Source organism: Arthrobacter sp. KKT183, assembly GCF_055657625.1.
Map to the genome: position 1 here is coordinate 1,827,704 of NZ_CM145770.1, position 26,036 is coordinate 1,853,739.

Below are 26,036 nucleotides of genomic sequence, written 5' to 3' on the forward strand. Positions count from 1 at the left end.
CGTCGTGATTGGAGGCAATCGCATCCCATTTGCCCGCTCGGGTGGACCATACGCGCAGGCGTCCAACCAGGAGATGCTGACGGCCGCTCTGGACGGCTTGGTGGCGCGTTTTGGGCTACAGGGGGAGCGAGTCGGAGAGGTTGCTGCAGGCGCCGTCCTCAAGCACTCCCGGGACTTCAACCTGACCCGCGAGGCGGTGCTGGGATCAGCCCTCGCCGCAGACACGCCGGCTTATGACGTGCAGCAAGCGTGCGCCACCGGCCTCGAGACGGTGATTGGGCTCTCCAACAAGATCAAGCTCGGACAAATCGAATCAGGCATTGCCGGTGGAGTAGATTCGGCTTCAGACGCGCCCGTAGCGGTGAGCGAGGGCCTGCGACGGGTATTGCTTGAACTTGCGCGCGCACGGTCTACCCCGCAAAAACTTGCTGCACTGCGTAAACTTCGTCCCGTCGATCTCAAGCCGAATGCCCCGACAACGGCGGAGCCCCGCACCGGCCTGTCCATGGGGGAGCACCAGGCAATCACTACCTCGCGCTGGAACATCAGCAGGCAGGCCCAGGACGAGTTGGCGCTGGCAAGCCACGCCAACATGGCCGCTGCCTATGACCGCGGGTTCTTCGACGACCTCGTCACGCCCTTCCGCGGGGTCTCGAGGGACGGAAACCTGCGCGCTGACACCTCCCTTGAAAAGCTGGGATCGCTCAAGCCGGTATTCGGCCGGAACCTGACCGGGGAGGCCACCATGACCGCCGGTAATTCCACCCCGCTGACAGATGGTGCGGCGGCGGTACTCCTGGGCTCCGAGGATTATGCGCGCAAACACAATCTGCCCATGCTGGCGAACGTTGTGGACGCTGAAGCGGCCGCCGTTGACTTTGTGCACGGCAAGGAGGGGCTCCTGATGGCGCCGGTCTACGCAATGCCGCGCCTGCTGCAACGCAACGACATGACGTTCGACGACTTCGACTTCTTCGAAATTCACGAAGCCTTCGCCAGCACCGTGCTGAGCAGCCTCGCCGCCTGGGAGGACGAGGATTTCTGCCGCACCCAGCTCGGTCTTTCCGGTGCGCTCGGAACAGTGGACCGCACCAAACTCAACGTCAACGGTTCTTCGCTGGCCGCGGGTCATCCGTTCGCAGCGACCGGAGCACGCATTGTCGCTTCGCTGGCTAAGTCCCTCGCCGAGAAGGGCTCGGGACGCGGTCTGATCTCGGTCTGTGCTGCCGGGGGCCAAGGCGTCGTGGCTATTCTGGAGGCGCGGTGACCATGACGGACACCTATCTCAACCTGGTCAACGCCCAGCCTCTCAGCAGGATCGCGAAGGCCGCCGGTCTGCCGCGGCCGGTCCCGCTCCGCCGTTACGCTCCAGATGCGCCGCTCGTGCCGGGGCCGGTTTTGGTGCTGGGCCGCTCCCGCAGCACGCAGGACATGGCTGCAACACTGCTCGAGTGGAACCTGGACGTCCGTCGGCACCTCCGGCCAAAGGAGAAGTTTGGCGCGGCCGTCGTTGTGCTTGATGATTTAGCACACCCCGGCGAGCTGTCGGAGGTCTTCCTCGAACTCGGCCACGGACTGCGGAACCTGCTTCCAGGCGGGCGCATCATCACAATCTCCCGGCCCGTCACCTCCGAAATCTCCCCCCAGACCGCTGCCGCCCGGCAGGCCGTCGACGGGACGCTGCGCAGTCTGGCGAAGGAACTGCGGGGAGGAGCGACCGCTAACGGGATCCTCCTTGGTGAGGGTGTGAATACAGACGCACCCAGCGTCCGAGGGACACTCGAGTTCCTGCTCTCCGGCAAAAGCGCCTATGTGGACGGGCAGTTCATCGCAGTAGGGTCGGATCACGGCGCGCCGCCCAAGTCTGCAGAACTGCCGCTCGCCGGCCGCACGGCTGTAGTGACCGGGGCCGCACGCGGGATTGGTGCGGAGATTGTCCGTGTCCTCCGACGCGACGGTGCGCACATCATCGCCGTGGACGTACCGGCGGCGGGGGAGCAGCTGGCGCAGGTAGCCAACCACGTCGGCGGCACGGCTCTGCAGGTTGATGTCACCGCTCCTGACGCCGCCGCGCGAATCCTTCGGCACGCTGCCACCCGGTACGGCGGACTCGACATCATGGTTCATAACGCAGGCATCACCAGAGACCGGCTGCTCGCCAACATGGACCAGGCTCGATGGAGCTCCGTGCTCGCTGTCAATGTTGAGTCCCAGCTCCGCATCAATGAAAAGTTGCTCAGTTCGGACCACTTCAACAGCAACGGCAGCATTGTGTGTCTGGCCTCCACCAGCGGGATCGCCGGCAATCGGGGCCAGACAAACTATGCAGCGTCCAAGGCAGGCGTGATCGGCATGGTTCGCGCCACTGCCGATGCCCTGGTGGGCTCCGGGCGCACCATCAACGCCGTTGCACCGGGATTCATCGAGACGGACATGACGGCGAGAATTCCCTTCGCCACCCGCGAGGTGGCACGGCGCCTGAGCAGCCTGCAGCAGGGTGGGCTCCCCCTGGACGTAGCCGAAGCGGTCTCATTCCTCGCCTCGACCAATGCCGCCGGCATCAACGGTCAGGTCCTGCGTGTCTGCGGACAGAACCTGGTAGGTGCCTGATGGATCGCCGCTTGGACGCTCCTCCGAAGCTGCCGACGCTCTACGCTGCGGCGCTGGCGCGTCAGGCAAGGAACGCGCTGCGCAGGCCCTCGCCGGCGGACCCGTTGCCGACAGCGCGACACAGGGTTGACAACGTCACGGCCACGCAGGAGAAGCTTGACGCTTTCCAGCGCCTGATGGGCCGCCCGCAAGCAGAGTTCCTCCCGTCAGGGTATCTCCACACCCTCGCGTTCCCGGTGGCGGTCAGCGTTCTTGCCAGGCCGGACTTTCCGCTCCCGCTGCTCGGTATGATCCACCTCAGTAACGAGATCCACCACCTGCGTCCGATTTCGCTCAGCGAGCGCCTGAGTGTCACCGCCTGGGTCGAAAATCTGTTGCCGCATCACAGCGGCGCCCAGGTGGACGTCTTGGTTGACATCAAGACTGACTCCGAATCCGTCTGGAGAGGCAGGTCCACCTATCTGGCGAAGGGCGTCAAGGCGAACGGGCCGGCGGGTACGGCCGTGCCGTCCGCGGGCGAGCGCCGGACCGAACAACTACCGGAATTTCACACCCGCCAGTGGGCACTGGCGAGCGACATCGGGCGGCGTTACGCGAGCGTCTCGGGTGACTACAACCCTATCCATCTGAGTGGGATCTCGGCGCGGGCAAGTGGTATGAAGCGGCCTATTGCCCATGGCATGTACCTGGCCTCGCGCATGGCGGCAGAGATGGGCCCCGGGGACGCAACACCCTTCCGCTGGACAGTTGAGTTCAGGGCTCCGGTCACCCTGCCCTCAAGGGTATTCCTGTCGGCGGGCATGGACAGGTCAGTAACGGCCCAGTGGCAAGGGGCCGAAGTGACCGCCTGGGATCCGCGTCGTCGTCGTAAGCATTTTTCCGGTCGAATGGAAAGGCTGGGAGACAGCGCAGGCGAGGAATAATTGCATGACCCTCCTTCAATGTCCAGAGGGACGGCCTGATTCGCCATCAGTTTCAACCCAGATGGTCTCCTGGTCTGTGATCGGCCTTTCGAACAGTGCAGACTCCAGAAGTCAGCTACCGCTGACGGTTCACCACTGATCGAAACGAGGAATTTCGTGAATTCACGAGGTTTGAAGGCAGCCGTTCTCGCAGCATCGACGCTGATGGCTACGGCACTGATGACCGGCGGGGCGGCCCAGGCCGCTCCGCAGACGCCGCTGAAGGCGCCGGCGGCCACCATCTCCCATGCACAGACCGACTCCCAGGATGCGCTTGAGGCGTACTGGACCCCGGAGCGGATGAAGAACGCAAAGCCAGGCAACACCATCAACTCACAGGGCTGGGGGGAGCAGGGCCGCTCCATCATGCCGAAGGCAGGCGCGGATGCCCTTGCTGCACCACAGCCCAAGGCAGCACCGGTCAAGCGTGCAGGTAGCCCTGCACCGGTGTCGCATATCGGGAAGGTCTTCTTCACGCTCGGCGGCCAGAACTACGTCTGCTCGGCCAATTCGGTTCAGAGCTTCAATCAAAGCACCGTTGCCACCGCCGGGCACTGCACCTATGACATCAACGCCGGCTGGGCAAGCAAGTTCGTGTTCGTGCCCGCCTACAGCAACGGGTCTGCTCCATACGGCATGTGGTCGGCAACGTCGCTGCATTCCACCAGCGAATGGATCTCCCGCAACGACATCAGCTACGACGGCGCCTTCGCCGTTGTAGCGCCGTTGAACGGGCGCACGCTGGCCGCCACCGTGGGTGCGTCGAGGATCGGCTTCAACCTCGCCCGCGGTCTCACCTACACCGCCTACGGTTATCCCGCAGCTGCTCCCTTCAACGGGGAATCCCTGAAGAACTGCTATGGCACCGCCTCACGCGACCGGATCGGCGGCACACAGTCCCAGGGCATCCCGTGTGACATGACCGGCGGGTCTTCCGGCGGGCCCTGGTTCATCGGATCGGGCTCGTCCGGCACACAGAACTCCGTGAACAGCTTCGGCTACAACACCCAGAAGAACGTCATGTACGGACCGTACTTCGGAAGCTCCATCCAGAGCGCGTACACCAACGCGTCCAACCGCTAGCGCACAACGCTTACCGGTCCGGAAAGGCCGGCTCCACCTCACGCGGTGGGGCCGGCTTTCGCGTCACCGGTGAGCCGGTGTTGCGCACCTACACTGATTGCATGACGAACGACTCCCTGCTTGCCCGTGCCCGCACTCTTGATGCGGAGGACCCCCTGGCCTCCTGCCGCGCGCTCTTTGAAGGCCACGACGACGATGCTATTGCGGCCTATCTGGACGGAAATTCGCTCGGGCGCCCGCTGAGGGCAACCACGGAGCACCTACCTGAGTTTGTGCGGAAACAGTGGGGCGGCAGGCTCATCCGTGGCTGGGACGAGGAGTGGCTGCAGCTTCCCCAGAGAATAGGGGACCGCATCGGGCGGGTTGTGCTAGGTGCGGCGGACGGCCAGTGTGTCGTCGCCGATTCCACGAGCGTCCTGCTGTACAAGGTCATTCGAGCAGCACTCGCCGCTCGCCCGGGCCGGACGGGCATAGTGATCGAACGGGACAACTTCCCCACTGACCGGTTCATCGTCGAAGGAATCGCGGCCGACCGCGGACTGGCGGTTCACTGGGTGGAGGCAGCATACGACGCTGGTCCCACCCCCGAGGAAGTGGCAGGCGCACTCGGCACAGACACCGCCGTCGTCGTCCTCAGCCATGTTGCCTACCGGTCGGCCCACATCGCCGACATGGAAGCGATCACCCGGCTTGTGCACGAGGCTGGAGCGCTGATTGTGTGGGACCTAAGCCATTCTGTGGGGTCGGTGCCTGTGCGGTTGGACGCCTGTGGGGCGGACTTCGCGGTCGGTTGCAGCTACAAATACCTCAACGGCGGGCCTGGTGCACCTGCCTGGGCTTACGTGGCCCGGCGGCACCTCGCTGATCTCGTCCAGCCCATTCAGGGCTGGCTGGGAAGTGCGGATCCGTTCGGGATGGGTTCGAGCTACCAGCCCGCAGATGGAATCCGCCGCATGATCTCGGGGACGCCACCCATTCTCGGGATGCTTGCGCTGCAGGACATGCTCGACCTCATCGAGGGTGTGGGCATCGAAGCCGTTCGAGCCAAATCGGTGAAGCTGACCTCCTTCGCCATCGAAGCAGTCGACGAACTGATGGGTCCAGCCGGAGTGAACGTTGCATCGCCCCGTGATGCTGCGCAGCGCGGCAGCCACATAACCATTGACCATGAGTCTTTCAGAACGGTGCTGCCCGGGCTGTGGAAGGACGGCGTCATTCCCGATTTCCGCAACCCCGATGGACTCCGTCTGGGCCTGTCCCCGCTGTCCACCTCATTCGAAGAGACGTTGATGGGTATCCGCGCGATCGCGGACCGGCTTCCCGCGAAGGTACTCGATTAAACTCTTGGGCCATGCTCGTGTTAGAGTTTTTCTCGCTGCTTTCGAGGGTTTTGAGCCTCGAAATCACCACCTGCGCGGGTGGCGGAATGGCAGACGCGCTAGCTTGAGGTGCTAGTCCTCTTATTGAGGGTGGGGGTTCAAGTCCCCCTCCGCGCACAATAAAAACCCCGGATTTCCGGGGTTTTTTTGTGCCCTCGACCACGTCGATGCTGTCGCCAAACCCATCGCATGGGTTCGGCTGGGCTGCGCACTTCGCCGGCCAGGCGCGGCCGCGGGCCTCCGGGAGGAATCAGGAGCGCCCGCTGTCTAAGGGCAAGGGTCACCGGACGAATACCCCTGCACTCCGTGTCGCGCACCTTGATACGTGCCAGCGTTGTGCTGAAACTTCTCGCCATCGGGCAACTCACTGTAGGTACGCGGTCTGCTCAGGTCCTTGTGGCGGGCCAACAGTCCCAGGAGGGTCACCACAGCCCCGGCTGCGATCAGGAGCGATCCCGCGACGACGGCCGCTATGCCCAGGGCGTCGCTCTTACCTTCGATGACATCGGCGAATGGAAGTAGCGAGGCGGTCAGACCTACCACGATCGATAGTCCGCCGGTGCTGAGCAGTTTGGTGTGAGACATCATTTTTCCCCCGGTTGGATACTCCATTGAAGCATCGGTATGGGATGCATCACAGGTGCAGTGCGCTCAAACTTCGCCAGTCGGGCGGTGTCTCAGGAACACTGGGAGGCAGGATAGACACCCTCGATGGGCGCACCGGAATCACTGATAGGGCATCTGCTGCGAGTACCTTGTGCTTACAGTGGGCGGGTGGTCCACCCGGATACGTGATGAGAGGTTATCGATGAGCCAGGAGTGGTACCGGAACTTTGACAAGCGGATGTCGCTCTCCATCTCAAACTCGTGGCGAAAGCATAATGAGGCCGCTGGAAAACGTCAGATCCTCGCGGGGTCCGTCTTCGCCCTGATTGGCATCTGCCTGCTCGTCGCAGGTGTGAGCCGGTATGTTGACGTGGCCTAAAGGGACGGAAGCAGTGGTCTCGCGGTGGCGTTCTTCCTCTTGATCACAGCTCTTGGATCTGGTTAAACGGCAGCACCCGCTCCTGTCGAAGGCAGGGAGCGGGTGCGTAACACGTGGACGGGTCCTACTCGGTGGCAGGAAGTTCCGCGTCCGGCGTCTCCTCGAGGTAGGTGGCCTTCCAGGCACCATCGGAGTACACCACGGTGGCGGAGTACATTGAACCGGCAGGATCGAAGGGGCGAGTCTCCTCCACGTCGCCGGCCTCATTGAACTCGGTGTAGGCATCCGGATTAACTGGAATCATCGCGTCAACCTCGACACCTTCCGCCACCTCCTCGGCGGCGGTCGTGATGAGGATTTGCTTCACCTTGGGCTGCCCGCCCAGAATCCAGCCGCCGTCGTCGTAAATGCCCTTGATTGTTTCTGCATTGGCAACCGCTGCCTCAGCACCGTCCAGCGAGGCGAGCAGTGCCTCCACATCGCCAGTCTGCTGGGCATAGGACTTGAGCTGGAAAACGTGGTGCAGAAAAGCCTTGGCGCCGTCAGCGGTGGGTTCGCCCATGAGGTCATTGACAGCAGGCTCGGCGATGTTCTGTGCAGGTGCGGTTGAGCTCGCCGGCGTGGGCGCCGCGTTGGATCCGGTGGCGGCAGAGTCGGTGGACTCCCCGCAACCGGTGAGCACAGCGAGGGCGACGGCGGCGGTGGCCGCAATCTTGATGGTCTTCATGATCTCCCCAGAAAGGTAAGTGATGCGCCCGAAGTGGCGTCGACGCCCATCAGGATAGCCGTAGCCTGAGGCAACGGAAGCCGAAGCCGGCTTGAACGTGCTGGAAATCACACGGCATGGGCAGACTCCGGACGCGGCATCGGTAGGCTGGTCCCAACACCCGCTATTCGATGGAGGTCTGCAATGGGCGTCGCCCCCGAAGAAGAAGTTGTCCGGATCTGCCGGGAACTCATCCAGATCGACACTTCGAACTTCGGAGATAACCAGGGACCAGGAGAGCGCAAGGCTGCAGAATATACGGCAGGTCTCATCGAAGAGGTAGGGCTCGAGGCGCAACTGTTCGAGTCAGCCCCCGGACGGGCTTCCGTTCTGACCCGGATGTCAGGAACCGACTCCAGCCTTCCAGCCCTGGTGGTGCACGGCCACCTCGACGTCGTACCTGCTCAGAAAGAGGACTGGAGTGTCGATCCGTTCAGTGCAGAGGAGCGCGACGGATTGATCTGGGGTAGGGGAGCGGTGGACATGAAAGATATGGACGCCATGATTCTTTCCGTCCTGCGCTCCATGCAGCGCGATGGCACACGGCCCAAACGAGACCTCATCTTCGCGTTCTTCGCAGACGAGGAAGCCGGCGGAAACTACGGCGCCTCCTGGCTGGTGGACAACAAACCTGAACTGTTCGACGGCGCAACTGAGGCGATCTCGGAGGTTGGCGGGTTCTCGGCAACCATCGGCGGCCAACGCACATATCTTCTGCAGACGGCAGAGAAGGGTATCTCCTGGCTTCGGTTGGTGGCGCACGGCCGCGCAGGCCACGGTTCACAGATCAATACCGATAACGCTGTAACGCAGCTCGCACGGGCAGTAGCGCGCATCGGTGAACATCAGTGGCCGATCGAGCTTACGCCGACCACGCGACAATTCCTCGACGGCGTCACGGAGCTGACGGGGGTTGAGTTCGACGCAGATAACCCGGAAATCCTGTTGAAGGAGCTGGGAACCGTTGCGCGCTTCGTCGGCGCAACCTTGCAGAACACGTCCAACCCCACAGTGTTGAAGGGCGGCTACAAGCACAACGTCATCCCCGGCAGCGCCGAAGCGCTCGTTGATGTCCGCACTCTGCCCGGACAGGAAGAGGAGGTTTTCGAGACGATCAAGTCGCTGGCGGGCGATTCCGTGGATGTCAGCTACGAGCATAAGGATGTCTCGCTCGAAGTACCGTTCGCGGGGAACCTGGTGGACCGCATGGTGGATTCGCTACTCGCCGAGGACCCCGGAGCCAAGGTGCTGCCCTACACTCTTTCCGGCGGAACCGACAACAAGTCGCTGAGCCGGCTCGGCATCACGGGTTATGGGTTTGCTCCTTTACGGCTGCCCGATGACCTCGACTTCACCGGCATGTTCCACGGCGTGGATGAGCGGGTGCCCACCGATTCACTCCGCTTCGGTGCGCGCGTGCTCAACCGTCTACTCACAGGCAGCTGATGAGTTCCGTCGCAGAGGAAATGCTTCCAGCGGATCTCCTCGAGCGGTTCCGTGCACGTGCGGCGGACTACGATGCACGGAATGTTTTTTGCACGGAAGATTTTGAGGAGCTCGCTTCCCGTGGCTACCTGCGCCTCTTCTGTCCGGAGCACGACGGCGGAGCAGCCGTGGGCATGGCCCAGGCAGTGGCCTGCCAACGCAGGCTGGCATCGGCCGCCCCTGCCACGGCCCTCGCTGTGAACATGCACCTGGTCTGGACGGCTGTGGCCAGGCTGCTCGCACAGGAGGGAGACAGTTCGCTGGGCTTCATCCTCAGCGAGGCATCCGCGGGAGAAATATTCGCCTTCGGGCTCTCGGAGCCTGGCAATGATTCGGTGTTGTTTGATTCGAGCACCGTCGTAGAGCGTCGCCCGGATGGCGGCTACGCATTCACGGGCACCAAAATCTTCACCAGCCTTTCGCCCGTGTGGACCCGGCTTGGTGTGTTCGGAAAGTGCATGGATGAAGACGGTGAACGGTTGGTTCACGGATTCGTCACCCGAGGCTCGGCCGGCACAGAGATCCTGCAGGACTGGAACATGCTTGGCATGCGGGCGACGCAATCCCACACAACCCTGCTGAACGGCGTCGTGATTCCACCGGCAAGGATCTTCCGGAAGCTACCGGTCGGGCCGAATCGGGATCCACTTGTCTTTGCAATCTTTGCGGCGTTCGAGACGCTGATCAGCGCCGTCTATGCCGGCATTGCCGACCGCGCCCTTGAGTTGGCTGTGCAGGCCGCGCTCCAGCGGGCTCCGGGGATGGATGGAATTCCTGTTGCATCGCGTCCTGGCGTGCGTTCAGCCGTGGCAGACGCCGCCATGAGCTGGGAGCGCGTTGATGCCCACATTAGGCTGCTGGCCTCGGACCTTGATTCCGGGGCAGCTCATGGGGATCATTGGTTCGCTAAACTGGTGGCGCTGAAGATTCACTCCACGAGCGCCGCCCGCGAACTGGTGGACGCGGCAGTGTTTCTATCCGGCGGAAAGGGTTACTCCAATGACAGCGAGATCAGTCGCATCTCGCGGGACGTAGCAGCGGGTTTCTTTCATCCGTCCAACCTGGAGTCGGCGCGCCGCACGGTTGCATCGGCGTGGCTTGGTCCTGAGCAGCAGTAAGAACCACTGCTCAGGCGGTGCGCTCTACCCGGAGCACTTTGCGCCGTAGCCAGAAGCGTCGGTGACCGTTTATGTAAATGCAGCTCCGCTCCAGTTCCCACTTGCCGTACTCTGCATGCTCAGTCAGTAGCTGGCGCGCCATGGAGAGTGGTTCGCCGGCGTTGACGGTGAGCACGAGGTACTCATACTGGCGGCCGTAATCCCGTTTCCGAATGGCGGTTGAGTTCAGAAATTGTTCGCGCATTTCCCTCCAATTTGCTTCACTTTACCGATAACGTCTAGACCATGAGCATCGATCCGCGTGTCGCATTGCAATCGCTGGTTTCCGCACTGGAAGAACACCTCGCCGCGGCAGCATCACGCAGGGGAGAGGATGATCCCGCGGTCGAAGCCGCCTATCTTTCCATCGCCGATTCTTTTGAGGCGTACGAGGAATCGCTGTATGACGCCTACGGCGAAGTGACTCCCCTCGTCATCTACGAAGACGACGAGGAAGATGACGAAGAGGGCAGCAGCGGAAATGGAGTGCGGGAACCGGCCAGCGGCTCCTGACCTGGCCGTCAGCTTTCGGCCGCGACGCCGCATCGAGACCGTTTCGGGATGTGAGCGCTCAGCGTGGCGCGGAGACCTCGTCCAACACCTCGGAGATCTGCGCAGGAAGAGGCGCCAGCGAGCATGCCAGCAGTTCCTTCAACTGCGCGCCAGTGCGTGCTCCGAGCACGGCCGAGGCGACGGTGGGGCGTTGGAGAAGCCAGCGAAGCGCTACTTCGGCGGGTGAAAGTTCCAAACCTCTCGCGGCGGTGGCGACCGCTTCAGTAATGCGCGCTGCCCGCCCTGACAGGTACGGTTCGAGGTAGCCGGCCCACTCATCGGACGCGGCACGTGAGTCAGACGGCAGCTGCGATCGATACTTGCCTGTCAGTGCACCGCGTCCAAGCGGTGCCCATGCGAGCGTTCCCACTCCGAGAGCGTCCGAAGCCGGTAGCACCTCGTCCTCCGGGCGACGGCTGAGCAGTGAATACTCCGTCTCGTGGACCGAAAGGGGAAACCCCGCCGTTGAACATAACCGGGTCAATTCCCAACCTGTGTAATTGGTCACCCCTACATAGCGTGCCTTGCCCGACCTGTAGGCGTATTCGAGCGCAGCCAGCGTCTCCTCTACGGGTATGTTCGCACCGGTAGCGGGTGCCATCCATATATCAACGCTGTCGGTACCCAGGCGCGAAAGCGAAGCATCCAGGGAATCCAGCAAGCCTTTTCGGGACGCGTCGAGGCGTCCCTCGGACCAGTGCCGCGGAATGCCGCCGGACACGGCAAGGACCACCTCTGAGCGCGCAACAAGATCGCCCAGCAGCGATCCAAGTACCGCCTCTGACTGTCCGTCAGAGAAACGTGCGGCCGTGCTGATCAGCGTTCCGCCGGCCTCGACGAACAGGCGCAACTGCTCCCGCGCCGCTTCTTCGTCAACGTCGCTGCCCCAGGTCATTGTCCCGAGGCCGAGCACTGATACCAGTTGTCCGCTACCGCCCGCGTTTCGCCACTGCATACGCCTAAGCCTACTGGCCGAGGGACCCGCGCCGAGTGCGGGCGAGCGGCGAAGGCGAGGACTCATTGAAGGGTAGGCCCGGCACGGTGACGTAGGGTCTTATCTGTGAATTGGATCGAAGCGGCCGTCCTGGGCCTCGTTCAGGGCCTTACCGAATTTTTGCCAATCTCATCAAGTGCACACCTGCGAATCGCCGGAGAGCTTCTGCCCAGGGCACAGGACCCGGGGGCAGCTTTCACGGCGATTACCCAGCTCGGGACAGAAACCGCGGTGATCGTGTACTTCTGGCGGGACATCGTCCGAATCATCAGGGCGTGGTTCGGCTCCCTCACCGGCAAAACCGCGCAGAACGACCCGGACGCTCGAATGGGGTGGCTGGTCATCCTCGGCAGCCTGCCGATCGTCATCCTCGGGCTGCTCTTCCAGGAGCAGATCGAAAGTACGTTCCGCAGTATGTGGCTGGTGGCTACCATGCTGGTCGTTTTCGGCGTGATCCTCGCGGTTGCAGACGCCGTTGGCCGCCAACGGCTGACTCTTGACCGACTGACCTACAAACACGGAATCCTGTACGGGCTTGCGCAGGCGCTCGCTCTTATTCCCGGTGTCTCCCGCTCGGGTGGAACGATCACTGCCGGACTGCTGATGGGCTACACGCGCGAAGCGGCCGCGAGATACTCCTTCCTGCTCGCCATCCCCGCAGTTTTTGGCAGCGGTCTCTACCAGCTCTACAAGAGTGCCGGGACGCCCGGTCCCTATGGCGGCCTGGAGACCCTCCTCGCAACCGTCATCGCCTTCGGGGTGGGCTACGTCATCATCGGGTGGTTCCTGAAGTTCGTCTCCACCCGCAGTTATGGCGTCTTCGTCTGGTACCGGATCGTCCTCGGCCTGGTAATCTTCCTGCTTCTCGGCTTCGGCGTCATTACCGCGTGACGCGTCTGTCGCGCCGATCGCCAACATCCAACCCCGTAAGGTAGAACAGTGATTTCCTGGAATTCCCGGACCGTTCCGGGCCTGCCCGGCAGCCCTCCTCCCATTCGCCTGTGGGACAGCGCCCTGAAGCGCTTCATAGAGCTTCCCGCTGGGCAGCGACAGGGATTGTATGTCTGCGGAATTACACCCTACGACGCCACGCATATGGGCCACGCGGCCACCTACGTGGCATTCGACCTGCTGAACCGGCTCTGGCGGGATGCCGGGTCCGCGGTGGACTACGTCCAGAACGTGACAGACGTAGATGATCCGCTGCTCGAGCGCGCCAGCGCCACCAACGTCGATTGGATGGATCTCGCCCGCTCGCAAACGGACCTTTTCCGAGCGGACATGGAAGCGCTCAACGTCCTCGCTCCCGCCCACTACGTGGGAGCAGTCGAATCCGTCGCTGCCATTGTCCCGGTCATCGAGGATTTGCTGAAGCGCGACCTCGCGTACCGCGTTCCGGGCTCCGAAACCGACCCCGACGGCGATGTGTACTTCTCCGTCGACCAGGCAACGGAACTATCGGACGCCGCCGGAGAAACGCAGTGGAAGCTGGGCTTCATCTCGCATCTGGGCGAAGACGAGATGATTCCCACCTTCGCCGATCGCGGTGGCGATCCTGCCCGACCGGGAAAGCGCAATGCGCTCGACCCCCTGCTCTGGCGGGTCGCCCGGCCGTCGGAGCCGGCGTGGGACGGTGCGTCCCTCGGCGACGGAAGGCCAGGCTGGCACATCGAGTGCTCGGTGATTGCGCTCCAGCATCTCCCGGCGCCTTTCGCGGTGCAGGGCGGGGGAGCGGACCTGATGTTTCCCCACCACGAAATGAGCTCTGGCCACGCGCAGGCCATTTCCGGGCGTCCGCTTGCTCGCCACTACGCGCATGCGGGCATGGTAGGGCTTGACGGCGAGAAAATGAGCAAGTCCAAAGGCAATCTGGTGCTGGTCTCTGCATTGCGCGAAGCCGGGACCGATCCAGCTGCCATTCGCCTCGCCATCCTCGCGAACCACTACCGTTCCGACTGGTCGTGGACATCGATCGGTCTGGATACCGCGCGCTACAGGCTGGATACGTGGCGGGCCGCACTCGCCGGAGCAACGGTGGAATCGGTAGAGGATCTTGTCGGAGCGATGCGGGCGGCGTTGACGGATGACCTTGATGCTCCGGCGGCCCTGCTGGCAGTGGATCGCTGGTGCGCTGAAACAGCGCACCTCGCAGGAACAGACTCAGGCGCGCAGCTGGCTGCTGACGCTTTCGACGCGCTGCTGGGGATCCGGCTGAAGGACTAGTCCTTACGGCGTTTCTTGAGGTAACGCTCAAACTCACGTGCAATTGATTCGCCGCTTGCCTCCGGAAGGTCAGCGGTGTCCTTTGCCTCCTCGAGCTGGCGCACGTATGCCGCAACCTCCGGGTCCTCAGTGGACAGCTCATCCACTCCCCGCTCCCATGCCTCGGCTTCCTCTGCGAGTGCCTGCGTGTCCAGGCCGACGCGGAGTAGTTCTTCAAGCCGGTTCAACAGGGCGAGCTGGGCTTTCGGGGACGGTGACTGTCCGACATAGTGGGGGACGGCCGCCCACATGGACAGGGTGGGTATGTCAGCGAGCTGGCCCACCTCCGCAAGCACTCCCACAATGCCGATCGGTCCCTCGTAGGTGGAGGCCTCGACGTTGAGCGACTCGCGAATGAGGTCGTCGTCGGAAGACACCGTGACCGGAATCGGACGGGTGTGCGGCACATCCGCGAGGAGCGCACCGACCAGGACAAGGCAGTCGACGTCGAGTTCCTTGGCCATACCCACCAGCTCGGCTGTGTATCCGCGCCACTTGTAGGACGGTTCGACACCGTGGACCAGGATGACGTCCAGGTTACTTTCAGGCACTGAGGCCTTGCTGATGCGGGTGGTGGGCCATTTGATGCGCCGCAGTCCGGAGCTATTGCGCCTGATGACGGGCCGGGTGAATTGGAAATCGTAGAACTCGTCGGCATCGATGGTCGAGATCTTTTCCCCGCCCCACTGCGTACCGAGAAACTTCAGAGCATCGCTGGCAGCTTCGCCGGCATCATTCCATCCCTCGAACGCGGCGAGCATGACCGTGACTCTTCCTCCGGTTTCCGTCTCCGGGAACAGGCCGGGAATGCCGTCAGGAACATCCTGAGTCTGGTTGTCTTCGAACGTACTCACCGTTTCACCCTAATCCTCCGCCGCTGTCGTGTCAGGCGCGCCAACGCAGCTTCGCGCAGAGCGGACCCGCCGGCCGGCCCTGCGTGGCCCCGTAGACTTGAGGAATGGTCACCCCTTTCAGCAATACGGCTGTGCCCTCAGATAACGGACAGCGTGCCGAGCACCGTGCTCCCGCGGAGCGCATTCTTCAGGCTGTGCTGTGGGACATGGACGGCACGATCGTGGATACCGAACCGTACTGGATTGAAGCTGAGCGTGCGCTGGTCGCCGCCCACGGCGGATCCTGGTCCGATGAGCAGGCAACGGGCCTGGTAGGCCAGGCACTCACCTTTTCGGCCGGCGTGTTGCAGGCCGCTGGTGTCAGGTTGAGCGTGCGCGAGATCATTGACACGCTCACGACACAGGTGACAGCAAGGGTCAGCGAGTCGGTTCCGTGGCGTCCGGGTGCCCGCGAACTCCTGACCGCCCTGCGGCAGGCCGGGATTCCCTGTGCACTGGTCACGATGTCCGAGCAGCAATTGGCGCTCGAGGTGTCACGCCACCTGCCGGAGGGTGCGTTCGAATTGTTGGTAACCGGTGACCAGGTAGCCCGGGGAAAGCCTGATCCCGAGGCATACCAGAGGGCCTTTGACTTCCTCTCGGAAGGTCGCATGCTACACAAGGAGCGCGTGGTGGCCATCGAGGATTCCCTTCCCGGGGTCACATCAGCCAGGGCCGCGGGAGTAGTCACCCTTGGCGTACCGCACTTCGTTGCCTTGCCCGCTGAATCCGCTGACCACCAGTGGACCAGCCTCGCCGGACGCACCGTGGAAGATGTTGAAGACCTCGTCCACTTCCACGTTGGACGCGCTACAGGCGAAAGGGCAACTGCGTGAATAGGTCACGACGCCCTGAGCCCGTACGCCAGGAAGGTATTCCGCTAGGGCGGATCTTCGGTATTCCGGTTGTACTGGCATGGTCATGGTTCATCATCACGGCTTTCGTGGTCATCGTCTTCGGCCCGCAGGTGGCAGACCTGTACCCTGCCATTGGCTTGGGCGCGTACGGCGTTGCCCTCACCTATGCCGTCCTGCTCGCAGCGTCCGTCCTCATACATGAACTTGCACACGCGCTCTCAGCCCGAAGGTTCGGGTGGCCGACCACGCGTATCGTCCTGAATCTCTGGGGCGGACATACCCAGTTTGAAAACTTCGCCGCCAGCCCCGGCAGGTCATTGGTCGTCGCCATGGCGGGACCCGCAGCCAACCTGGTCCTTGCTGTCGCCGGGTGGGGAGCGCTGGTCATCATCGAACCAACCGGCGTGTTAAATCTCCTGGCCAATATACTGATCTGGGCCAACTTCCTTGTCGCGGCCTTCAACGTACTGCCCGGCCTGCCCCTCGACGGCGGACGGATCGTCGAATCTGCTGTTTGGCGTGCTACCGGCAGCCAGGAAAAAGGAACGGTGGCCGCCGGCTGGACAGGGAGGGCTATCGCCGTCCTCCTCGTTGCTGCCGTTGTGCTGGTGCCACTTCTTGGCGGTTCCCAACCCAGCACCGTCACGGTGATTGTCGCCGTCGTTATGGGCGGTTTCCTATGGCTCGGGGCCAGCTCAGCGATAGCCAACGCTCAGATGCGGCTGAGACTACCCGAAGTCAGCGCAGGGAGATTGAAGCGTCCCGCGATGAGCGTCCCGGCGGGAACCTCCGTCCAGCAGGTCCGGCGGCTGCTCGCCGACCGGCCAGGGCACGAGGTCGTCCTGACCAGCCCGGATGGGCTGCCGGAAGCGGTGGTGGACCAAGGCGCGTTGACGGCCGTCCCCGATACGCAGGCCGAGGGTACGTCGGCGAATGCTGTCGCCCGCGCGCTCGCGCCGGGCGCCTACGTGCCTGAATTTGCCGAAGGGCAGGAACTGGTGCAGTATCTGGCCAGGCTCGCCGGAAGTGAGTACGCGGTGACAGACCGGCAAGGGTCGGTCACCGGTGTTCTGCATCAGTCCGTTGTCATCGCGGCTATCACAGGCCGTGCTCAACCAGGCAGTAACTGACACTACGCATACCCACGAACACGGGCGCCGTCAGGTTGCCTCAGCAGAACCACCGGAGGACTCCATGAACACCAGCCAGCATGAGACGGATGAGGCTCCGTCCAACCAGCGCTCTGCGCCGCAACCCCACGGCGCGGCAGCCCGCCGCGGGCCGCTGCGTCCCGGTGAGCGCGTACAGTTGACCGACGAGAAGGGGCGAATGAACACCGTTACCCTGACTCCGGGCGGTGCATTCCACACTCACAAGGGGTTTCTCAGCCACGACCAGCTGATCGGCATTCCTGAAGGAACGATCGTCACCAACACCACCGGCGGCCAGTATCAGGCACTCCGCCCGCTGCTGTCCGACTTCGTCCTGTCGATGCCTCGCGGCGCTGCGGTTGTCTACCCCAAGGATGCCGGTCAGATCATCACCATGGCAGACATCTTTCCGGGAGCCCGGGTAGTGGAAGCCGGTGTGGGTTCGGGTGCACTGTCCATCTCGCTGCTCCGTGCGGTCGGTGACAACGGATACCTGCACTCGTTCGAACGCCGCGAGGAATTCGCGGACATCGCCAAAGGCAATGTCGAAACGATCTTCGGCGGCGAACATCCCGCCTGGCAGATCACGCTCGGGGATTTCCAGGAGCAGGTTCTGGAAACGGAGCAGCCGGGAAGCGTTGACCGCGTCGTTCTGGACATGCTTGCGCCATGGGAGTGCCTTGACGCCGTCGCCACCGTGCTGGCACCGGGCGGAGTGTGGATCAGCTATGTGGCCACCGTTACCCAGCTTTCCCGGACAGCGGAGTCGATCCGCGCCGATGGCCGGTTCACTGAACCGGACGCGTGGGAGTCGATGGTGCGTGGGTGGCACCTTGAAGGACTGGCTGTGCGCCCCGACCACCGCATGGTGGCGCATACCGGATTCCTGCTCATTACCCGCCGTCTCGCGCACGGAGTGACCGGAATCAGCACGAAGCGCCGACCGTCGAAGACCGGATTCAGTGAAGATGACCTCAACGCCTGGACGCCGCAGGCGGTGGGCGAGCGCTCAGTGTCGGACAAACGGCTGCGGCGGGTCGCGCGTGATGCAAGTTCGACCATCCAGCGCGGCGCATTGTCGGCCGAGGAGGCGCAGTTCCGGCGTGAATCCGAGGCGTCGCGGCAGACCGACTGACCCGAGCGCTTCCGAGATGACGAAGTTGTCACTTTCGGCATAATCCGATGTGCACTGCGCTATGGTCAAAAGAGAACGCAACAGACAACGGTGAAGGTGGCGATCGCGTTGGATACATCGAGTAATGAGTCCGGAACGCCTCGGTCCGCGCCCAATGCCAACCCGGCTCCGACCGACGGACAGCTGGCAGTTGCGCAGCGCCAGATCAATGTTCTACGGGACAAGCTTCGGCACATTGATCGACAACTGGCGTCCGCTACGCAGAACAACTCCAAGCTTGTTTCGGCGCTGGAAGCCGCCCGGACCGAAATTGTTCGGCTCAAGGCGGCACTCGAAAAGGAGGGGGCCGCGCCCTTCAGCTTCGCGACTGTGATCGAAGTGAACGCCCGTATTTCGTCCGGCGAGGCTAACGGTGCTCAGGCCGCACAACAGGTCAGCGCTGACATCTTCCAGTCGGGCCGGAAGCTGCGGGTCGCTGTCAGTCCGCTTGTGAACATGGACCAGCTGATGCCCGGGCAGGAAGTTCTGCTGAACGAGTCCTTGACAATCGTCGCGGCGCTTTCATTCGAGCGCGCCGGCGAACTGGTGACCACCAAGGAACTGCTCGGCAAGGACAGGGTTCTGGTCATCGGGCGCGCCGACGAAGAGCGCGTAGTCCGGTTGAGCGGCCCATTGCAGCAGCAGAAGATCCGTGTCGGGGATGCATTGTCCGTGGACAACCGGACTGGTTATGCGCTGGAGAAGATTGCACGTTCTGAGGTGGAGAACCTCGTTCTCGAAGAAGTGCCTGACATTGCTTACGAGGATATTGGAGGTCTGGGACCGCAGATTGAGCAGATTCGCGACGCCGTCGAGCTGCCTTTCCTCCACCCGGACCTCTACCGCGAGCACGGGTTGAAGGCTCCCAAGGGGATTCTGCTCTATGGTCCGCCAGGGTGCGGCAAAACGCTCATCGCCAAAGCCGTAGCCAATTCGTTGGCGGCGAGGGCAATCGAGCGTACCGGATCAGAGGAAACCCGCAGTTACTTCCTTAACATCAAGGGTCCCGAGCTGCTGGACAAGTATGTCGGTGAAACGGAACGGCACATTCGGCTAATTTTTGCCCGTGCACGTGAGAAAGCATCGGACGGCTCGCCCGTTGTCGTCTTTTTCGACGAAATGGATTCGCTGTTCCGCACGCGCGGTACCGGAGTGTCATCCGATGTAGAGACAACCATCGTGCCGCAGCTGCTCAGCGAGATCGACGGTGTCGAGAAGCTCGAGAACGTCATCGTGATCGGTGCTTCGAACCGTGAGGACATGATCGATCCAGCCATCCTCCGCCCGGGACGCCTCGATGTGAAGATCAAGATCAACCGACCGGATGCCGAGGGTGCGGCGGAGATTTTTGCGAAGTACGTGACCGGCAACCTACCCCTTCACAGGGATGATCTCGCCGAATACGGCGGCAGCACCGCTGCCGCCATCCAGGCTATGGTCCGCCGCACTGTGGAGAAGATGTATTCGACGGAGAAATCGAACGAGTACCTGGAGGTGACCTACGCCAACGGTGACACGGAGATGCTCTACTTCAAGGACTTCAACTCCGGCGCAGTCATCCAGAACGTCGTGGACCGCGCGAAGAAGAGCGCAATTAAGGACTTCCTGCTGAACGGTCAGAAGGGGTTGCGAATCGAGCACCTGCTGCAAGCCGTGGTGGACGAGTTCCGCGAACACGAGGACATGCCGAACACCACAAATCCCGATGACTGGGCGCGCATCTCGGGCAAGAAGGGTGAGCGCATCACCTACATCCGGACCATCGTGCAGGGCAAGGCAGGGCAGGAACCGGGCAAGACCATCGAAACCACCGCCAACACCGGGCAGTATCTGTGACGGAACCTTCATCCACTGCTGCATCAACAGTCGATGTGCCGCCTCTGACCGTCCACCGTGTCATGGGCACTGAAACCGAATACGGAATCATCGCTCCCGGTATCTCCGATGCGAATGCGACCGTGCTTTCCACACAGGTTGTGAACGCGTACGCTGCAACACTGCGCGAAGGTTTGGGGAATCTCGCCGGTACCCGTTGGGACTACACGGACGAAGCCCCGCTGTCCGACGCCCGCGGCTGGCAGATGGGACGGTCCGTCGCTGACTCTTCCCAGCTCACCGATGAACCCCCAGTGCTCACGGCGGAGGAGGTCGCCCTCGTTGACCAGGGCGGCACCGATCCTTCGGAAGATGCTGCGGTGCTGATGAACCTCGTCCTGAGTAACGGCGCGCGGCTTTACGTGGACCACGCCCACCCGGAGTACTCAAGTCCGGAGGTAACGAACCCGCTGGATGTTGTGCGCTGGGATCGTGCCGGAGACGTTGTTGTGCAGCGCGCCATGGCCCGTATCGCGGCTACCCACGGCTTCGCGCCCGTCATCCTCTACAAGAACAACACCGACAGCAAGAGTGTTTCGTACGGGTCCCACGAAAACTATCTTGTACCCCGAAGCGTTCCCTTCGGCAGGATCGCCGCCGCATTGATCCCGTTCTTCGTGACCCGCCAGGTCATGTGCGGAGCGGGACGGGTGGGTCTAGGTTCCCTCAATCAGCAGCCCGGTTTCCAGCTGAGCCAGCGGGCAGACTTCTTCGAGAATGAAGTTGGTCTGGAAACCACCGTCCGCAGGCCGATCATCAATACACGGGACGAGCCGCACGCGGTCGCCGAGAAGTATCGCCGACTGCACGTCATCATCGGTGATGCGAATCTGAGCGAGGTATCCAACTATCTGAAGCTCGGAACTACCTCGCTTATTCTGTCGCTGATCGAACATGAGCTGGTTCCCATCCCGGAAATTGCCGAACCGGTCCGGGAACTGCAGGCGGTCAGTCACGACCCCTCCCTGCGTCACCTCATCAGACTCACCGATGGTCGAAGGGTGACAGCCCTCGACATTCAGCAGATGTATCTCGAAGCTGCACTGTCCGCAGTGACCGCCCAGGGCGGGGGAGATGCACAAACAGCGGATGTGCTTGCCCGGTGGGAGTCCCTGATTGAAACGCTGCGTCGAGATCCCATGGAAGCTGCCGGTCAGGTGGACTGGGTCGCCAAGCTGAAAGTATTACAGGCATACCGTGACCGGGATGGCCTCGGTTGGAAAGATCCACGGCTGGCGCTTATCGACCTACAGTACGCGGATCTCAGGCCGGACAAGGGTATCTATTACCGTCTCGCTGCCAGGAACGCAATGGAACGCCTGGTGAGCTACGACGACGTCGTTGCGGCAGTCACGGATCCGCCCACGGACACGCGGGCCTACTTTCGCGGACGCTGTATCTCCGCCTTCCCGAAGGAAGTGGTTGGTGCGAGCTGGGATTCCATTATCTTCGAACTGCCGTCGCAGCGAAGACTTCAGCGTATCCAGACGCGCGAACCACTTCGCGGGACAGCCGCGTTGACGGAGGAATTGTTCGCCGGTTCGCGGACGGCGGAGGAATTTGTGTCCCGGCTGCAGGGCGGTCCGGAACCCAGCATGGCACCATAGAAGTAGCCGACAACAGGCCGAAGAGAAGGGCTCTCATCATGGCAACACAGGACCAGCGGAACACCGGATCACGCCCCGAGGAGCAGGACGAGGCCACCGTCGACACTGCGCAGGCGCCTGCCGCCGCTCAGTCGCAGGACAGCAGCCAGACCGAAGGTGTAGATGACCTTCTGGATGAGATCGACGGCGTACTTGAATCCAACGCGGAAGAGTTCGTCCGGGGATTCGTGCAGAAGGGTGGACAGTAGCGCATGCTGCCGGAAGACGCGGCCGCAACCATAGGCCGGGCCGCCTCCACTTCTTTCTCCGACTACATCGCCGCACAGAATCCAGCCGCGCTTCCCTCCGCCCGCGATGCAGCGAACCATTCGGCCGGTGGCGCTGACCTCGCGCCGCACGCCACAACCATCGTGTCGCTCACCTATGCGGGCGGCGTGCTGATGGCCGGTGACCGGCGCGCAACGATGGGCAACATCATTGCCGGCCGCCACATTGAGAAGGTTTTTCCGGCGGACATGTTCTCGGTCCTCGGGATCGCCGGAAGCGCTGGAATCGCGCTCGATATCACGAGATTGTTCCAGGTCGAACTGGAGCACTATGAGAAAATCGAGGGCACACGGATGAGCCTCGACGGTAAAGCGAACCGCCTTGCCGCCATGATCAGGGCAAACCTGCCGCTGGCGCTCCAGGGCCTGGCCGTTGTGCCGCTCTTCGCTGGTTTCGATACCACCCGCAGGGTCGGACGACTTTTCTCCTTCGACGTCACCGGCGGCCGTTACGAGGAGCAGGAGCACCATTCCGTCGGCTCCGGTTCCGTTTTCGCCCGCGGTGCACTCAAGAAGCTGTGGAAGCCCAACCTCGGGGAAGACGACGCCGTGAAGGTGACGGTGGAAGCCCTGTATGACGCGGCAGATGACGATTCCGCAACGGGCGGCCCGGACGTCGTGCGCCAGCTCTGGCCCGTGGTCTACACGGTCAACGGTGCGGGAGCGCGGCGAATCCCCGAACGAACGCTGGCGGAAGCCGCCGAGGACATCATCGCGTCGCGCTCGGTCTCAGGGCGGGAGGCTTAGCAATGACTCAGCAGTTCTACGTTTCCCCCGAACAACTCATGAAGGACCGAGCCGATTTCGCGCGTAAGGGCATTGCACGCGGCCGGTCCGTCGTTGTTCTCAGCTGCAGGGAAGGCATCGCACTGGTCGCCGAAAATCCCTCACCCTCGCTGCACAAGCTTGGCGAAATCTACGACCGCATAGCGTTTGCTGCCGTGGGCAAGTACAACGAGTTCGAGAGTCTTCGCCAGGCCGGCGTGCGGTATGCGGACGTGCGCGGCTATTCGTATGACCGCGAGGACGTGACCGCTCGCGGCCTTGCGAGCGTCTACGCGCAAAGCCTCGGCGCGGTCTTCACCGCTGAAAGCAAGCCGTTCGAGGTGGAGCTTGCGGTGGCGGAGGTCGGCGCGTCCAGTGCGCAGGACCACATCTATCGGTTGACCTTCGACGGTTCCATTGCCGATGAAACCGGCTTCATTGTGATGGGAGGTCAGGCTGACGCCGTCGTCGAAGCCCTCAAGGACCGCTGGAACGCTGACCAGAATTTCGGTGAAGGCATTCGTGCAGCAGTTGACTCCCTTCGCTATGACGGCGGGCCAAACTCCCAGCCCAGGGAGCATCCCGGTTCGAAAACCCTCGAGGTGGCGGTTCTGGACCGCAATCCACTGACAACGCGCGGCAGCGTCCGTGCCTTCCGCCGTATTAGCTCCCACGAGCTCGATGTCATGCTGACCCCGGACGGGGCGTCACTGTAATGGACCGCCGGATCTACGGAATTGAGACAGAGTTCGGCATTGCCTACTCCGGTCCCAACTCCCGGCCGCTCTCGCCGGAGGAAGTGGCTCGCTACCTCTTCCGCAAGGTAGTGAGCTGGGGCCGGTCCTCGAACGTTTTCCTGACCAATGGGTCACGTCTTTACCTGGACGTGGGCTCGCACCCTGAATATGCAACCGCCGAGTGCGACGACGTCGCACAGCTCATCGCGCATGATCGCGCCGGCGAACTCATCCTCGAAGACCTGATTGCCGAGGCTCAGCGCAAGCTCAGCCAGGAGGGTTACGACGGCCGGGTCTACCTTTTCAAGAACAACACCGATTCCGCCGGCAACTCCTACGGATCCCATGAGAACTACCTCATACCGCGCAAGCTGGAATTTTCCCGTCTGTCCGACATCCTGATCCCGTTCCTCGTTACCCGCCAACTCCTCGTCGGAGCAGGCAAAGTTCTGAAGACGCAGTCAGGGTCGCTGTACGCTTTTTCACAGCGCGCCGATCACATCTGGGAAGGTGTGTCTTCAGCGACTACCCGCTCGAGGCCGATCATCAATACCCGGGACGAGCCGCATGCCGACGCCGAATATTACCGGCGCCTCCATGTCATCGCGGGTGATTCGAACATGTCGGAAACAACCACGCTGCTGAAAATCGCGTCCGTCGATCTGATCCTGCGCATGATTGAAGCCGGTGTCATCATGCGGGACTTCCGCCTGGAGAATCCCATTCGGAGCATCCGGGAGATCTCACACGACCTCACTGGCAAGCAGCCGTTGAAGCTGGCCAATGGGCGTCGTGTATCAGCACTGGACATCCAGCGGGAGTATCTGAATCGTGCACGCGCCTTCGTCGCTGCTGAGGGAGCGCATACTCCGCACCTTCCACGGGTTCTGGAACTGTGGGAGCGGACCTTGAACGCCGTTGAAACCGGCGACCACACGCTGGTCGATCGCGAGATCGACTGGGCGATCAAGAAGAAGCTCGTGGATCGCTACATGGAACGAAACAACCTCGACCTTGATTCAGCACGGATCGCCCAGCTCGACCTCACCTATCACGACATCTCGCGGTCGCGGGGCCTATTTTTCATGTTGCAGGCCCGCGGGGAGACTGAGCGCGTAGTGGACGACGTCGACATCAAGGCCGCGGTCGATATTCCGCCCCAAACCACCCGGGCTCGGCTGCGGGGCGAGTTCGTGCGCCGCGCGAAGGAAGCCAACCGCGATTTCACCGTCGACTGGGTGCACCTGAAGCTCAATGACCGGGCACAGCAGACCATCCTCTGCAAGGACCCGTTCGCCGCAGAAGACGAGCGCGTGAATGCTCTTCTGGAGCATCTCTAGGCCCTGTCCCGCTCACCGGAACGGGAGAAACTTTTCCACCCAACCCGTTAGGGTAGGTAAGTCCGGTGCCGAGAGGACGGCCGGCAGGATCGCGGAACCGCGTTCTCCATCCCACGTGAAAGAAATACTGTGCGCAAAGTATTAGCATTCCTGCTGCCCACGATGCTGTTCCTGACGGCATGCGGCGGAGCAAGCACACCCGCGGAGTTCGACCAGGACGGCAAGTCCGCCGGGGCAGTTGAGACCCTTGAATCGGTAGAGGTCACCGACGCCGGACCGGACACCGCTCCGGAAGTTGAGTTTGACGCTCCGCTTGACATCACGGAACAAGGTGCTCGCGTCATGACCGAGGGGGACGGCGCGGCCCTCGAGGCGGGCCAGAACGTGAGCGTCCATGTTCTGTCTCTCAACCCTGAGGACGGGAGCCCGCTTCAGAACTCGTATGAGGCCGGGGCGCCCCAGACCCTACCGCTGGATGAAGAGCTTCAGGAAGTCTATCCGCCGCTATATGAAGTCCTCCTTGGATCCAAGGTGGGCTCCCACGTAGCCTTTGCAATACCTGCGGAAGAAGAAGTGCCCCAGTCCCAGGATGTGCTCTTGATGCTGCAGGTAATCAGTGCCGAGAACCCTCCTCAGAAGCTCTCCTCTGAGGAAGTTGCCGAGCTTGAGGAAGCCGGACAGCTGCCTACTGTGACGCTTAACGACGAGGGTGTTCCCTCGATCGAATTCCCGGACAACGAAGCCCCAGCAGACCTCGTCGTCAAGGTCATCGAAGAGGGAACCGGCGAAGAGGTTACGGAAGCGGACACTATCGCAGCCAATTACACCGGATGGTCCTGGCAGGGCGAGCAGTTCGATTCCAGCTTCGATCGCGGTGAACCCTCCGAGTTCCCGCTCAGCGGTGTCATCCCCGGGTGGACCCAGGGACTGTCCGGCCTGAAGGTCGGCGCCAAGGTCCTGCTCGTGATTCCGTCCGACATGGCGTACGGTGATCAGCCGGCGCAGGGACCGGCCGGACCGCTCGCTTTCTATGTCGAAATAGTCGAAAAAGTATCCGCAGAGTAAGAGGAGTTTCT

25 protein-coding genes and 1 tRNA gene are annotated in these 26,036 nt (G+C 62.4%); 21 read left to right on the top strand and 5 right to left on the bottom strand.

The window, feature by feature from the left end:
• Window positions 1-4 precede the first annotated feature (4 nt).
• The 6 genes from ACZ2GY_RS08730 to ACZ2GY_RS08755 all read left to right on the top strand — a co-directional run bounded on the left by ACZ2GY_RS08730 (window position 5) and on the right by ACZ2GY_RS08755 (window position 6,151).
• Complete coding sequence (locus ACZ2GY_RS08730; protein ID WP_471673575.1) at window positions 5-1,267, top strand: acetyl-CoA C-acetyltransferase; 1,263 nt, start codon at window positions 5-7, stop codon at window positions 1,265-1,267.
• Between the two features lie 2 nt (window positions 1,268-1,269).
• Window positions 1,270-2,610 (top strand): 3-oxoacyl-ACP reductase, encoded by a 1,341-nt coding sequence (locus ACZ2GY_RS08735; RefSeq protein WP_471673576.1) that lies wholly within the window; start codon window positions 1,270-1,272, stop codon window positions 2,608-2,610.
• Entirely contained in the window at window positions 2,610-3,533 is a 924-nt protein-coding gene (locus tag ACZ2GY_RS08740; RefSeq protein WP_471671704.1) for a MaoC family dehydratase, read from the top strand. Before ACZ2GY_RS08735 ends, ACZ2GY_RS08740 begins: the two co-directional genes overlap by 1 nt.
• Window positions 3,534-3,689: 156 nt before the next feature.
• Window positions 3,690-4,655: a trypsin-like serine peptidase gene (locus ACZ2GY_RS08745; RefSeq protein ID WP_277357147.1), complete on the top strand. Its 966-nt coding sequence runs from the start codon at window positions 3,690-3,692 to the stop codon at window positions 4,653-4,655.
• 101 nt (window positions 4,656-4,756) lie between these two features.
• Window positions 4,757-5,995 (top strand): kynureninase, encoded by a 1,239-nt coding sequence (locus ACZ2GY_RS08750; RefSeq protein WP_471671705.1) that lies wholly within the window; start codon window positions 4,757-4,759, stop codon window positions 5,993-5,995.
• Window positions 5,996-6,067: 72 nt separating this feature from the next.
• Window positions 6,068-6,151 (top strand) — tRNA-Leu (locus ACZ2GY_RS08755).
• Window positions 6,152-6,301: 150 nt separating this feature from the next.
• On the opposite strand, the gene ACZ2GY_RS08760 is transcribed toward ACZ2GY_RS08755, so the two are convergent.
• Window positions 6,302-6,619 (bottom strand): hypothetical protein, encoded by a 318-nt coding sequence (locus ACZ2GY_RS08760; protein WP_277357145.1) that lies wholly within the window; start codon window positions 6,617-6,619, stop codon window positions 6,302-6,304.
• A 524-nt stretch (window positions 6,620-7,143) separates the two neighbouring features.
• Entirely contained in the window at window positions 7,144-7,746 is a 603-nt protein-coding gene (locus ACZ2GY_RS08765; protein ID WP_471671706.1) for a DUF6318 family protein, read from the bottom strand.
• Between the two features lie 183 nt (window positions 7,747-7,929).
• On the opposite strand from ACZ2GY_RS08765, the gene ACZ2GY_RS08770 reads away from it, so the two are divergent.
• Both ACZ2GY_RS08770 and ACZ2GY_RS08775 read left to right on the top strand, forming a co-directional pair.
• On the top strand, window positions 7,930-9,231 hold the full coding sequence (locus tag ACZ2GY_RS08770) for a M20/M25/M40 family metallo-hydrolase (RefSeq protein WP_346028269.1): 1,302 nt from the start codon (window positions 7,930-7,932) through the stop codon (window positions 9,229-9,231).
• On the top strand, window positions 9,231-10,388 hold the full coding sequence (locus ACZ2GY_RS08775; protein WP_471671707.1) for an acyl-CoA dehydrogenase family protein: 1,158 nt from the start codon (window positions 9,231-9,233) through the stop codon (window positions 10,386-10,388). Before ACZ2GY_RS08770 ends, ACZ2GY_RS08775 begins: the two co-directional genes overlap by 1 nt.
• 10 nt (window positions 10,389-10,398) lie before the next feature.
• On the opposite strand, the gene ACZ2GY_RS08780 is transcribed toward ACZ2GY_RS08775, so the two are convergent.
• Entirely contained in the window at window positions 10,399-10,632 is a 234-nt protein-coding gene (locus tag ACZ2GY_RS08780) for a DUF5703 family protein (RefSeq protein ID WP_277357140.1), read from the bottom strand.
• 41 nt (window positions 10,633-10,673) lie between these two features.
• On the opposite strand from ACZ2GY_RS08780, the gene ACZ2GY_RS08785 reads away from it, so the two are divergent.
• Window positions 10,674-10,940 carry a hypothetical protein gene (locus tag ACZ2GY_RS08785; RefSeq protein ID WP_277357139.1) on the top strand — a complete coding sequence of 89 codons (267 nt, stop codon included), beginning with the start codon at window positions 10,674-10,676 and terminating at the stop codon, window positions 10,938-10,940.
• Between the two features lie 58 nt (window positions 10,941-10,998).
• Here the strand turns inward: ACZ2GY_RS08785 and ACZ2GY_RS08790 are convergent, their stop codons facing one another.
• The gene (locus ACZ2GY_RS08790) at window positions 10,999-11,934 is read right to left on the bottom strand and encodes an aldo/keto reductase (RefSeq protein ID WP_346028268.1); all 936 of its coding nucleotides are present in this window, start codon (window positions 11,932-11,934) and stop codon (window positions 10,999-11,001) included.
• A gap of 105 nt (window positions 11,935-12,039) precedes the next feature.
• On the opposite strand from ACZ2GY_RS08790, the gene ACZ2GY_RS08795 reads away from it, so the two are divergent.
• A complete protein-coding gene (locus ACZ2GY_RS08795; RefSeq protein ID WP_277357137.1) occupies window positions 12,040-12,864 on the top strand; it encodes an undecaprenyl-diphosphate phosphatase in 825 nt (274 codons plus the stop codon).
• A 48-nt stretch (window positions 12,865-12,912) separates the two neighbouring features.
• On the top strand, window positions 12,913-14,196 hold the full coding sequence (gene mshC / locus ACZ2GY_RS08800) for a cysteine--1-D-myo-inosityl 2-amino-2-deoxy-alpha-D-glucopyranoside ligase (protein WP_277357136.1): 1,284 nt from the start codon (window positions 12,913-12,915) through the stop codon (window positions 14,194-14,196).
• Here mshC and ACZ2GY_RS08805 read toward each other — a convergent pair.
• The gene (locus ACZ2GY_RS08805; protein ID WP_277357225.1) at window positions 14,193-15,044 is read right to left on the bottom strand and encodes a proteasome assembly chaperone family protein; all 852 of its coding nucleotides are present in this window, start codon (window positions 15,042-15,044) and stop codon (window positions 14,193-14,195) included. The two genes, mshC and ACZ2GY_RS08805, sit on opposite strands and share 4 nt — an antisense overlap.
• Before the next feature lie 149 nt (window positions 15,045-15,193).
• On the opposite strand from ACZ2GY_RS08805, the gene ACZ2GY_RS08810 reads away from it, so the two are divergent.
• The 10 genes from ACZ2GY_RS08810 to ACZ2GY_RS08855 all read left to right on the top strand — a co-directional run bounded on the left by ACZ2GY_RS08810 (window position 15,194) and on the right by ACZ2GY_RS08855 (window position 26,025).
• Window positions 15,194-15,964, top strand: a complete 771-nt coding sequence (locus tag ACZ2GY_RS08810) for an HAD family hydrolase (protein ID WP_471671708.1) — start codon at window positions 15,194-15,196, stop codon at window positions 15,962-15,964.
• A complete protein-coding gene (locus ACZ2GY_RS08815; RefSeq protein ID WP_346028267.1) occupies window positions 15,961-17,115 on the top strand; it encodes a site-2 protease family protein in 1,155 nt (384 codons plus the stop codon). The genes ACZ2GY_RS08810 and ACZ2GY_RS08815 overlap by 4 nt, the downstream gene beginning before the upstream one ends.
• 64 nt (window positions 17,116-17,179) lie before the next feature.
• Entirely contained in the window at window positions 17,180-18,271 is a 1,092-nt protein-coding gene (locus ACZ2GY_RS08820) for a tRNA (adenine-N1)-methyltransferase (protein ID WP_471671709.1), read from the top strand.
• Window positions 18,272-18,379: 108 nt separating this feature from the next.
• Window positions 18,380-20,146, top strand: coding sequence for a proteasome ATPase (gene arc, locus ACZ2GY_RS08825; RefSeq protein WP_056549621.1), 1,767 nt, complete (start codon window positions 18,380-18,382; stop codon window positions 20,144-20,146).
• A 62-nt stretch (window positions 20,147-20,208) separates the two neighbouring features.
• Window positions 20,209-21,792 carry a depupylase/deamidase Dop gene (gene dop / locus ACZ2GY_RS08830; RefSeq protein WP_471673577.1) on the top strand — a complete coding sequence of 528 codons (1,584 nt, stop codon included), beginning with the start codon at window positions 20,209-20,211 and terminating at the stop codon, window positions 21,790-21,792.
• Between the two features lie 38 nt (window positions 21,793-21,830).
• Window positions 21,831-22,040, top strand: a complete 210-nt coding sequence (locus ACZ2GY_RS08835; RefSeq protein WP_277357132.1) for a ubiquitin-like protein Pup — start codon at window positions 21,831-21,833, stop codon at window positions 22,038-22,040.
• A 6-nt stretch (window positions 22,041-22,046) separates the two neighbouring features.
• A complete protein-coding gene (gene prcB, locus ACZ2GY_RS08840; RefSeq protein WP_471673578.1) occupies window positions 22,047-22,865 on the top strand; it encodes a proteasome subunit beta in 819 nt (272 codons plus the stop codon).
• Between the two features lie 2 nt (window positions 22,866-22,867).
• Window positions 22,868-23,599 carry a proteasome subunit alpha gene (prcA, locus tag ACZ2GY_RS08845; RefSeq protein WP_277357130.1) on the top strand — a complete coding sequence of 244 codons (732 nt, stop codon included), beginning with the start codon at window positions 22,868-22,870 and terminating at the stop codon, window positions 23,597-23,599.
• The gene (pafA, locus tag ACZ2GY_RS08850; RefSeq protein ID WP_277357129.1) at window positions 23,599-24,960 is read left to right on the top strand and encodes a Pup--protein ligase; all 1,362 of its coding nucleotides are present in this window, start codon (window positions 23,599-23,601) and stop codon (window positions 24,958-24,960) included. The genes prcA and pafA overlap by 1 nt, the downstream gene beginning before the upstream one ends.
• Before the next feature lie 129 nt (window positions 24,961-25,089).
• Window positions 25,090-26,025 (top strand): FKBP-type peptidyl-prolyl cis-trans isomerase, encoded by a 936-nt coding sequence (locus ACZ2GY_RS08855; protein ID WP_277357128.1) that lies wholly within the window; start codon window positions 25,090-25,092, stop codon window positions 26,023-26,025.
• Window positions 26,026-26,036 lie beyond the last annotated feature (11 nt).

Coding starts and splice junctions, on each gene's coding strand:
- ACZ2GY_RS08735 (WP_471673576.1), top strand. CDS start 1,270: ATGACGGACACCTATCTCAACCTGGTCAACGCCCAGCCTCTCAGCAGG.
- ACZ2GY_RS08740 (WP_471671704.1), top strand. CDS start 2,610: ATGGATCGCCGCTTGGACGCTCCTCCGAAGCTGCCGACGCTCTACGCT.
- ACZ2GY_RS08750 (WP_471671705.1), top strand. CDS start 4,757: ATGACGAACGACTCCCTGCTTGCCCGTGCCCGCACTCTTGATGCGGAG.
- ACZ2GY_RS08760 (WP_277357145.1), bottom strand. CDS start 6,619: ATGTCTCACACCAAACTGCTCAGCACCGGCGGACTATCGATCGTGGTA.
- ACZ2GY_RS08765 (WP_471671706.1), bottom strand. CDS start 7,746: ATGAAGACCATCAAGATTGCGGCCACCGCCGCCGTCGCCCTCGCTGTG.
- ACZ2GY_RS08770 (WP_346028269.1), top strand. CDS start 7,930: ATGGGCGTCGCCCCCGAAGAAGAAGTTGTCCGGATCTGCCGGGAACTC.
- ACZ2GY_RS08775 (WP_471671707.1), top strand. CDS start 9,231: ATGAGTTCCGTCGCAGAGGAAATGCTTCCAGCGGATCTCCTCGAGCGG.
- ACZ2GY_RS08780 (WP_277357140.1), bottom strand. CDS start 10,632: ATGCGCGAACAATTTCTGAACTCAACCGCCATTCGGAAACGGGATTAC.
- ACZ2GY_RS08785 (WP_277357139.1), top strand. CDS start 10,674: ATGAGCATCGATCCGCGTGTCGCATTGCAATCGCTGGTTTCCGCACTG.
- ACZ2GY_RS08790 (WP_346028268.1), bottom strand. CDS start 11,934: ATGCAGTGGCGAAACGCGGGCGGTAGCGGACAACTGGTATCAGTGCTC.
- ACZ2GY_RS08810 (WP_471671708.1), top strand. CDS start 15,194: ATGGTCACCCCTTTCAGCAATACGGCTGTGCCCTCAGATAACGGACAG.
- ACZ2GY_RS08820 (WP_471671709.1), top strand. CDS start 17,180: ATGAACACCAGCCAGCATGAGACGGATGAGGCTCCGTCCAACCAGCGC.
- dop (WP_471673577.1), top strand. CDS start 20,209: ATGGGCACTGAAACCGAATACGGAATCATCGCTCCCGGTATCTCCGAT.
- ACZ2GY_RS08835 (WP_277357132.1), top strand. CDS start 21,831: ATGGCAACACAGGACCAGCGGAACACCGGATCACGCCCCGAGGAGCAG.
- prcA (WP_277357130.1), top strand. CDS start 22,868: ATGACTCAGCAGTTCTACGTTTCCCCCGAACAACTCATGAAGGACCGA.
- pafA (WP_277357129.1), top strand. CDS start 23,599: ATGGACCGCCGGATCTACGGAATTGAGACAGAGTTCGGCATTGCCTAC.